The sequence below is a fragment of the Vibrio sp. 10N.261.52.C11 genome (genome assembly GCF_041471405.1).
In the GTDB taxonomy this organism is placed as follows: Bacteria; Pseudomonadota; Gammaproteobacteria; order Enterobacterales; family Vibrionaceae; genus Vibrio; species Vibrio crassostreae_C.
Genome location: NZ_JBFROI010000035.1, coordinates 169,765 through 178,669 on the forward strand (window position 1 = coordinate 169,765; position 8,905 = coordinate 178,669).

The 8,905-nt window shown below is 44.2% G+C and carries 8 protein-coding genes and 2 tRNA genes; 6 read left to right on the plus strand and 4 right to left on the minus strand.

Going from position 1 to position 8,905, the window contains the following annotated elements:
* Positions 1-24 precede the first annotated feature (24 nt).
* From AB4323_RS14900 to yeiP, 3 genes are all read right to left on the minus strand, one after another.
* Positions 25-507, minus strand: coding sequence for an RNA methyltransferase (locus AB4323_RS14900; protein ID WP_017061495.1), 483 nt, complete (start codon positions 505-507; stop codon positions 25-27).
* A gap of 147 nt (positions 508-654) precedes the next feature.
* Positions 655-984: an HI1450 family dsDNA-mimic protein gene (locus AB4323_RS14905; protein ID WP_004741258.1), complete on the minus strand. Its 330-nt coding sequence runs from the start codon at positions 982-984 to the stop codon at positions 655-657.
* Between the two features lie 10 nt (positions 985-994).
* Positions 995-1,564, minus strand: a complete 570-nt coding sequence (gene yeiP / locus AB4323_RS14910; protein WP_017055115.1) for an elongation factor P-like protein YeiP — start codon at positions 1,562-1,564, stop codon at positions 995-997.
* A gap of 137 nt (positions 1,565-1,701) precedes the next feature.
* Here yeiP and AB4323_RS14915 point away from each other — a divergent pair, with 137 nt between their 5' ends.
* Complete coding sequence (locus AB4323_RS14915; RefSeq protein ID WP_372100518.1) at positions 1,702-2,469, plus strand: nucleotidyltransferase domain-containing protein; 768 nt, start codon at positions 1,702-1,704, stop codon at positions 2,467-2,469.
* Between the two features lie 93 nt (positions 2,470-2,562).
* On the opposite strand, the gene AB4323_RS14920 is transcribed toward AB4323_RS14915, so the two are convergent.
* On the minus strand, positions 2,563-4,926 hold the full coding sequence (locus AB4323_RS14920; RefSeq protein ID WP_372152807.1) for a DNA polymerase II: 2,364 nt from the start codon (positions 4,924-4,926) through the stop codon (positions 2,563-2,565).
* A 426-nt stretch (positions 4,927-5,352) separates the two neighbouring features.
* Here AB4323_RS14920 and uvrY point away from each other — a divergent pair, with 426 nt between their 5' ends.
* From uvrY to AB4323_RS14945, 5 genes are all read left to right on the plus strand, one after another.
* On the plus strand, positions 5,353-5,997 hold the full coding sequence (uvrY, locus tag AB4323_RS14925; protein WP_371724961.1) for a UvrY/SirA/GacA family response regulator transcription factor: 645 nt from the start codon (positions 5,353-5,355) through the stop codon (positions 5,995-5,997).
* A 15-nt stretch (positions 5,998-6,012) separates the two neighbouring features.
* A complete protein-coding gene (gene uvrC / locus AB4323_RS14930) occupies positions 6,013-7,845 on the plus strand; it encodes an excinuclease ABC subunit UvrC (RefSeq protein WP_029235144.1) in 1,833 nt (610 codons plus the stop codon).
* Between the two features lie 46 nt (positions 7,846-7,891).
* The gene (pgsA, locus tag AB4323_RS14935) at positions 7,892-8,449 is read left to right on the plus strand and encodes a CDP-diacylglycerol--glycerol-3-phosphate 3-phosphatidyltransferase (RefSeq protein ID WP_017061490.1); all 558 of its coding nucleotides are present in this window, start codon (positions 7,892-7,894) and stop codon (positions 8,447-8,449) included.
* Positions 8,450-8,715: 266 nt separating this feature from the next.
* Positions 8,716-8,789: transfer RNA gene (locus AB4323_RS14940), tRNA-Cys, on the plus strand.
* A 36-nt stretch (positions 8,790-8,825) separates the two neighbouring features.
* Positions 8,826-8,901: transfer RNA gene (locus AB4323_RS14945), tRNA-Gly, on the plus strand.
* Positions 8,902-8,905 lie beyond the last annotated feature (4 nt).

An 8,905-nucleotide genomic window follows, 5' to 3' on the forward strand; every position in this document is an offset into this window, starting at 1 on the left:
CTCGTATCTCGTATCTCGTTTCTTTTACTTATGATTCGAAAAGTTATCGCCTTTCGCCAGTCGGTCGTAAAGCACAACATTCACTGATGCCGCTAGATTCATACAGCCGTTGGTCGGAACGTAAATCGTCTCACGACAGAAATCTGTGATTTCTTTCTTTAGCGTGCCATCTTCTGGGCCAAAAATGTAAAACGCACGTGGTGGGTGCTTGTAATCAGGTAGAGGCTTAGCACCTTCAATCAGATCAACAGCAACCGGCACGCAGCCTACTGGAATAATATCTTTCAGCTCTTCAACACCAATCAAAGGCAGGGCTAAGTGCTTTTCTTTGGTGTCGGTATGGAATTTTCGCGCATGGTCGTAGCGTGTGCCAGTGTAAAACACAGAGTTGGCGCCGTAGCAGCCAGCAGCTCGCATTACAGAGCCTACGTTTTCAGGCGTCTTTGGGTTAACTAGGCCAATGCAGGCATAGCCTTTTGATTGTGTGTCTGTTTTTGCTTTGGTCATAATCAGTGAATCTAAAGTTGATGATGAAAGTGAGTAATCATGATGAGAAATGGCGTGATAAAAATAGCCGAGCAATCGGCTCGGCTAACTTTTAACTCGCTTACATGAATACTTGTTTACTCATGCTGATGAGCGTCAACAGCGGTATTAGTCACGTTTCCACAGCATGTGACAGAACTTATGTTCTGGGTCACGGCTGATTAGCATGCGAGCAAATACGTCGTCTAGAACGTCATCAGCTTCATTCACAAGACCAATGCGCACTTCAGCGTAGATTTCTTTGTCGACTTCAAAGCCAACATGTTCAACCCAATCATCGCCAGTTTCAACAAGCTCTGCAGCACCACGATCTTCAAACTGAGCTGTGAATAGAATCACGTCTGCAGGTTCAAGATTATCAGGTGCCATCTCTAGAAAGATGTCGTATGCAGTATCAATTGCATCGTCATAAGACATTAGGTCGTTAGCTTCGGTCATAATAAGTATCTTAGCTTGCGCGGTTCATGTATTTACGTTCAGCAGTGTTTACTACTACTTTGTCGCCAGTCGCGATGTATTCAGGTACTTGAATAGTAAGACCTGTAGAAAGACGAGCAGGCTTAGTACGAGCAGACGCTGATGCACCTTTGATTGAAGGATCAGTCTCTTCGATAACTAGTTCAACAGATGTTGGTAGCTCAAGCGTTGCAGCGTTGCCGTCGATAAGGATCGCGTACATGCCTTGAGTTTCTTCGTTGATGAACAGTAGTTCGTCTTCGATAGTCTCACCGTTGAAGATGAATTGTGTGTAATCTTCGTTGTCCATGAAGATGTACTCGTTGCCATCAACGTAAGAGAACATTACTGCACGCTTAGTTACGTCAATAGTTTCAACAATTTCGTCAGCCTTGTGGCGAACTTCAGTTTTAACGCCAGTTGCTACATCGTTACCACGGAAGCGGTAAATCTTTTGGCCGCCACGGCCGCCTGGTGTTGTTACTTCGATATCTTTAACGATCACTGTTTTGCTTTCTACTGTGATAGCAAAACCTTTTTTAATTTCACTTGCTCTAGGCATTTTGTGTTTGTCCTTAGTGGGTCTATCCGCTGATTATATCTCGGAGATGCTATAAATAGGAATAGCTTGAATCATAAAGTCACCTAGGCGATCATAGAGTTATAGTTAAATCATTATTTTATTTACCGAAACGACCTATGCAGCTACCCGTTATTGACCCAACACAGCCTTTTCAACCTGAATTTCAACCTGTGGTTAACGATCTGATTACCTTTCTAAAAGGTGGGTTAGGATCTAATCTGCACAGTATTTATATTTATGGCAGTGTGGCTCGTAAGCAAGCCGTCTTCGGTCGCTCCAATCTAGATGTGGTTGTGGTGACCCATCGACCGTTTCCTGACCAACGAACCACTTTGTTGAACACCATCAAATGGCGTTTCCAAAAGAGCTTCCCGCAGGTAACTCAAGTGGCGATAAAAACTACCTTAGTGAGTGAGATAGTCGATTTCGACAATATCTTCACTTGGGGTTTTATGCTCAAGCATTTAGCCGTGTGTGTGCATGGTGAAGACTTATCAGACTGCTATGGTGATTTTGAAACAAGTTGGGAAATCGCTAAGCACTGGAATATGGATGCGGAAAACTGGTTGGCGGTGTATCGCAACAAGATCGCACGAGCGACAACGCCAGAACAACAAGTCGCTGCGCAGGTGATTATTGCCAAGAAGCTTCTAAGGGCGAGTTACTCACTGGTGATGTACCGCGATAAATATTGGTACGATGATCCTGTTGAATGTGGCCAACAGTTCTTGAAGTATCACCCAGATCGAGAAGTCGAAATCCACAGGTTGGGCATTTTACTTTCTGGTCGACCAATCCCTAAACGTTCGGTGATCGGTATTCTTGATGGCTTTGGTGAGTGGTTGATTAAGCAGTATCAGAAAACCGAGTTCAGAATCGGATAGAGATTTATAACCGATCCATTGATACTAAAAAGCAGAGTGTGCTGAAGAACATATCTCTGCTTTTTTCGTTTTAAGAGCATATTGAATATAGTGCTAGAACAAACCCAACTGCTGCCCACTAACTCTTTCAAAGTCTAAACCGATGAAGGGCAGTATTGCCTCTGCGACCGGTTTAATCTGCTTGTCGATATAGTGCTGATAATCGATACCACTCTTTAAATACTCCTTGGGCTCAGGGCCACTCAGAGTAATCAAATACTCAATGCGTCCTTTATTTTGGTATTGAAGAGGGCGCCCTAACTGAGCATTGATCTCATCGGCCATACGAGCTGCGCGAACCTGCGGCGGAATGTTCTTTTGGTATTCATGTAATTTGCGGCGTAAGCGCTTTTGATACACCAATAAATCATCATGTTTGCCAGCAGAGGTTTCATCAACAAACTGTCTGACGTAGTCGGTTGGATCTTGATCGTGAAACACCATCTCATACAAGGTTTGTTGGAATTGCTGTGCGAGAGGTGTCCAATCGGTGCGTGCACTCTCAAGCCCTTTAAATATGATCTTTTCTTTATCGCCTTGAGTGATTAATCCGGCATAACGTTTCTTCGAGCCGGTTTCTGAACCTCTAATGGTCGGCATTAGAAACTTGCGATAGTGAGTCTCGTATTCCAATTCGAGTATTGAGGTTAGGTTGTGGGTCTCTTTTAAGTGATTCGTCCACCAATCGTTGATGTAAGCGACCAGTGTGTTCCCGATCTCGTCTGCTTTTTGCTGATCATAACTGCCGTTCAGAGACACGAAGGTTGAATCGGTATCGCCGTAAATCACTTGATAGCCTTTGTCTTCGATCAGAACCTTGGTTTGCTTCATGATCTCATGTCCACGCATGGTAATTGAAGACGCTAACCGGGTATCGAAGAAACGACAACCAGACGAACCTAACACACCATAGAATGAGTTCATGATGATCTTAATCGCCTGAGAGAACGCTTTCTCGTTGTTCTTCTTCGCCACATCACGTGCAGCCCAAAGGTTTTCGATCATCTCGGGCAAGAAGTGTTTAGAGCGGTGGAATTGCCCACCTCGAAAGCCATCAACGGCTTGGTTTTCTGCTGGGCCTAGTTCAAGCTTCAACCCTTCAATTAGTCCCATAGGGTCAATCAGAAACGAGCGAATGATCGATGGATACAGGCTCTTAAAATCGAGTACCAAAACCGAGTCGTACAGATTGGGAATTGAATCCATCACATAACCGCCGGGGCTCGCAATCCAATTCTCTGGCTCTAAGTTCGGTGCGACATAACCCGCTCTGTGGATTTGAGGCAGATATAAGTTAGTAAAGGCCGCAACAGAGCCACCAACGCGATCCAGCTCAACACCGGTTAATCGAGAGCGCTCAATCGCGAAGTCGAGTAGGTGAGTGTGCTCGAAGATGCTGTTTACCAGTACGCAGTCTTGAAGGTTGTACTTAGCGAGTGAGGGTTTATCGAACTTAAACATTCGGTTTATCTCATCCATACGGTCATGAACGTTATGGATGTCTTTGCCTTTCCCAAGCAGCTCTTGCGATACCGACTCAAGAGACCAAGAACGGAAGTGGTAGGTCGCTGTCTTGAGCATATCAATACCATCCAAGACAACGCGCCCCGGAATCGTGATAAAACCTTGCTGATTTTGAGCAGAACTGCGGAAAAAGCTCGGTTGGTTGTCTCTGCCGATGTTGAGCTTCACTTCGTTCCATTCTGAACGTTTGTGCAGCAGCCTAAAATCGAAGTCGATAACATTCCAGCCAATGATGATGTCAGGATCAAATTCAGAGAACCAAGCTATCATGGCTTCAAGTAGCGCTTTCTCGTTGGCAACCCATTGGATATTGGTTTCAGCTTGTTGTGCTTCGCCGACCATGATTACTTGGCTGTCCATCGGGCTGTCTAGGCCAATTGAATAAAGCACGCCTTTTTCCGAACACTCAATATCAAGCGAGACCACAGATAGACTGGGTAAGTAATCACCTGCTCGGCATTTTGCGTTTGAGACTCGACGATGCTGATTTTTTTGCACAGCAGATCCGGTGAACTCAATACTTCCCTTGATAAAACGTTCCATCAAGAATCGATCGGCGAGTCGAATATCGCTTTCAAAGGTTTGGATTTCTTCGTTGTGAAAGGCTTGCGCTAAACCAAAGCTGCTTCTCGACAGTGAGGTGTAACACGCGGCGAGAGGTGTTTGCTCGAATGTGGCTAATTCTAGAGGCTTAAATTGGCAATCGATCGACTCTTTCGCTGCGATTGCCTGACATGCCTCAACGTCAGATTGAGCGACAAAAAATACCGGTTTTTCATTTTGAATCGTCAGCAGAGTAGGGCCTTGAGGGGTGCTTAACCACAAGTCGATTTGTGTGCGCCCTGAAAAATCTCTTGCTTGTCTTGTGAGTACAAAGCCTTGCTGAATATCCAATGTAGTAACCTATTGAAATGGGGAATCGAATACTACCATCTAGCGACCCTCTGCGCACAAAAGGCAGTAAAAATACTAACTAAATTCTAGTTAGTAGAGGCAAATAACGGGACTCTATAAGCAAATAAGTGAAATTGTCGCGAATGGTTATTCAATGGTATTGAAAATATCTTTATCTTATGTAATTTTATTGGGTGTTGTTTTAACTGGTTGATTTTTAGAAAAAGCTTGTTGTTTTAGTTAGCTTATTTGTTAATAAGTACTTGCTAAAGTTCGTGTTTCAGCACATATTCAACAGAGCTTTTTTTTAGTAATTAAGTTAAGATGTACTCAATGCTGCGATCCACTGTTCCTTTGTTCAATTGTTTCAAACAGATGAAATGACACAGTGGTTGCAGAGCCAATTAATAGTGTGGAGATACAAGTTTGATAAATGTTTTCCTTGTAGATGATCACGAGCTGGTTCGCACAGGGATACGACGTATTATTGAAGACGTCCGTGGAATGAACGTAGCAGGGGAAGCTGAAAGCGGTGAAGGTGCTGCAAAATGGTGTCGTACTAACAATACTGACGTTATTTTGATGGATATGAATATGCCTGGTATTGGTGGCTTAGAAGCAACCAAGAAGATCTTGCGTTTCAACCCTGATGTTAAAATCATCGTTTTAACTGTTCATACGGAAAATCCGTTTCCAACTAAAGTGATGCAAGCTGGAGCTGCTGGTTACCTTACTAAAGGGGCAGGTCCGGATGAAATGGTAAATGCAATTCGAGTGGTTAATAGTGGCCAACGATACATTTCACCAGAAATTGCGCAGCAGATGGCTTTGAGCCAATTCTCGCCTGCGTCTGAAAATCCATTCGCAGACTTATCTGAACGTGAACTTCAAATCATGATGATGATTACCAAAGGTCAGAAAGTGACGGATATTTCAGAACAACTCAATCTAAGTCCTAAAACAGTCAACAGTTACCGCTACCGCTTGTTCAGTAAGCTGGATATCAGTGGCGATGTAGAGCTGACGCATTTAGCGATTAGACATGGAATGTTAGACACTGAGACCCTTTAACACTGAGATCGTATAGTGACCAACTTGTTTGACTCAGTCTCATTCCTCAAGACAGTAACAGAGCAGCCCGGCGTTTATCGAATGTATAACGCCGAGGCTGCCGTTATTTACGTCGGTAAAGCTAAGAACCTCAAAAAACGCCTTTCCAGTTATTTCCGTAAAAAAGTCGACAGTGAAAAAACACGCGCTCTAGTTAGTAATATTGACAAGATCGATGTCACTGTAACGCACACGGAAACAGAAGCGCTCATTCTTGAGCACAACTACATCAAGCAGTACTTGCCTAAATACAACGTACTTTTGCGTGATGATAAGTCGTACCCTTATATTTTTATTAGCGGTCACAAGCATCCTCGTTTGTCGATGCACCGTGGTGCTAAGAAGAAAAAGGGCGAATACTTTGGTCCTTACCCTGATTCCGGCGCTGTGCGTGAGACGCTACACCTAATCCAAAAGATTTTCCCTGCCCGCCAGTGTGAAGATACGGTTTATGCCAATAGAACGCGCCCGTGTTTGATGTATCAGATTGGTCGTTGTGCTGCGCCATGTGTTAGCTCAATCATCTCTGATGAAGAGTACAGTGAACTTATCGACTACGTTCGTCTGTTCCTGCAAGGGAAAGACAAATTAGTCCTTGAGACGCTCATCGACAAAATGGACAAGGCAAGCCGTGAGCTTCGTTTTGAACAAGCTGCCGCTTTCCGTGATCAAATCCAAGCGATTCGACGTGTGCAAGAACAACAATACGTATCTGACGATTCAATGGAAGATATGGACGTGTTGGGATTTGCTCAAGAGAATGGCGTAGCGTGTATTCATATCTTGATGATTCGCCAAGGCAAGGTTTTAGGCAGTAGAAGCCATTTCCCTAAAATTCCCAACAATACGGTGCGAGAAGAGGTCTTTTCGAGCTTTTTAAGCCAATACTATCTTGCGCATAGTGAAGCGAGAACCATCCCAACCCGTTTGATTCTCAATGCCGATTTGATGGAAGATGTCACACCGATTCAAGAAGCCTTGTGTGAAGTAGCGGGTCGTAAGATTCACTTCAATACCAACCCTTCAGGTACTCGAGGTCGTTACCTTAAATTGTCTAATACCAATGCATTGACGGCTATTACCACCAAGATTAATCACAAGATGACGATTAATCAGCGCTTCAAAGAGCTCCAAGAAGTGCTGTCGATGGATGCTATCAAGCGCATGGAATGTTTTGATATCAGTCATACCATGGGTGAAAGCACGATTGCGTCGTGTGTGGTGTTCAATCAAGAAGGCCCGGTTAAACCAGAGTACCGTCGTTACAACATCACCGGCATTACAGGTGGCGATGATTATGCAGCGATGGCTCAGGCGCTTGAGAGACGTTATTCGAAGCAACTCGATATCGACAAGATCCCAGACATCATCTTTATCGATGGTGGTAAAGGTCAGCTAAACCGCGCTCATGAGATCATTTCTCAATATTGGGGTGATTGGCCGTTTAGACCAAGAATGATGGGTATTGCGAAAGGCGTGACGCGTAAACCGGGTTTAGAAACTTTGGTAACCCTTGAAGGTGAAGAGTTTAATTTACCTAGCGATGCACCAGCGCTGCATCTTATCCAGCACATTCGTGATGAGAGCCATAATCATGCGATTGCAGGGCACAGGGCGAAACGTGGTAAAACGCGCAGAACCAGTGCTTTGGAAGGAATTGAAGGGGTAGGAGCTAAACGTCGTCAAGCTTTGCTGAAATATATGGGTGGCTTACAAGAACTTAAGCGTGCAACTGTCGAAGAAATAGCCAAAGTGCCGGGCATTAGTCATTCTTTGGCAGAAAACATTTATCAAGCATTGAAACAATAGTAAAAATCCCGCACCATTAAAGCGCAATTAATAAGAGCCCAATAATATGCGTTTGAATATACCTAACATTTTGTCCTTACTGAGACTATTTTTGATCCCAGTATTCGTTGTCGTTTTCTATCTACCTTATCAATGGGCTCCTTTCGCTGCTGCGATGGTGTTTTGGGTAGCCGGTTTCACTGATTGGTTAGATGGCATGCTAGCTCGTAAGTTAGGGCAAACGTCTCGCTTCGGTGCCTTCATTGACCCTGTGGCTGACAAAGTGTTGGTCGCTACGGCTCTTATCCTGATTACAGAGCATTACCACTCTATTTGGATAACTATTCCAGCCGTGACCATGATTGCTCGTGAGATCATCATTTCAGCGCTTCGTGAATGGATGGCTGAAATCGGTAAACGCGCAAGTGTTGCGGTATCTTGGGTTGGTAAAGTCAAAACGGTTTCTCAGATGTTCGCTCTTTGGGTACTTATCTGGAGATACGACGACTGGATGGTGTGGGTAGGTTACATTGCACTGTATGTCGCCACCGTTCTTACTTATTGGTCAATGGCACAATACTTGATGGCTGCCAAAGACGATTTGTTAGACGAAAAACATCATTGATGAAGAAGCGAGCTGAGGCTCGCTTTTTTGATCTTTAACCTAAGGTTAAGTTATCAATAGTGGATATCTAATGTGATATAGATCTCCTTTGAATAACCCGCTCACAGTGTGTTTTGAACATAAAGTCAGCTATTTGGCCTGTTTCGTATGAAATCTATTCAAACGAATTAAAAATACAAAAATAATATTGACTCAATCGTCTGAATCCGTAGAATGCATCCCGTACCCAAGAGGATGGCAATGAGCGATTCGATTGGAGTTACTAAGGCGCCTTGGCAGAGTGGCTATGCAGCGGATTGCAAATCCGTGGACCTCGGTTCGACTCCGGGAGGCGCCTCCATTCTCTCTTTCTTCTAGAAAGAATTTGAATGAAAATGCGATACTAGCTCAGTTGGTAGAGCGCAACCTTGCCAAGGTTGAGGTCATCGGTTCGAACCCGATGTATCGCTCCAAATT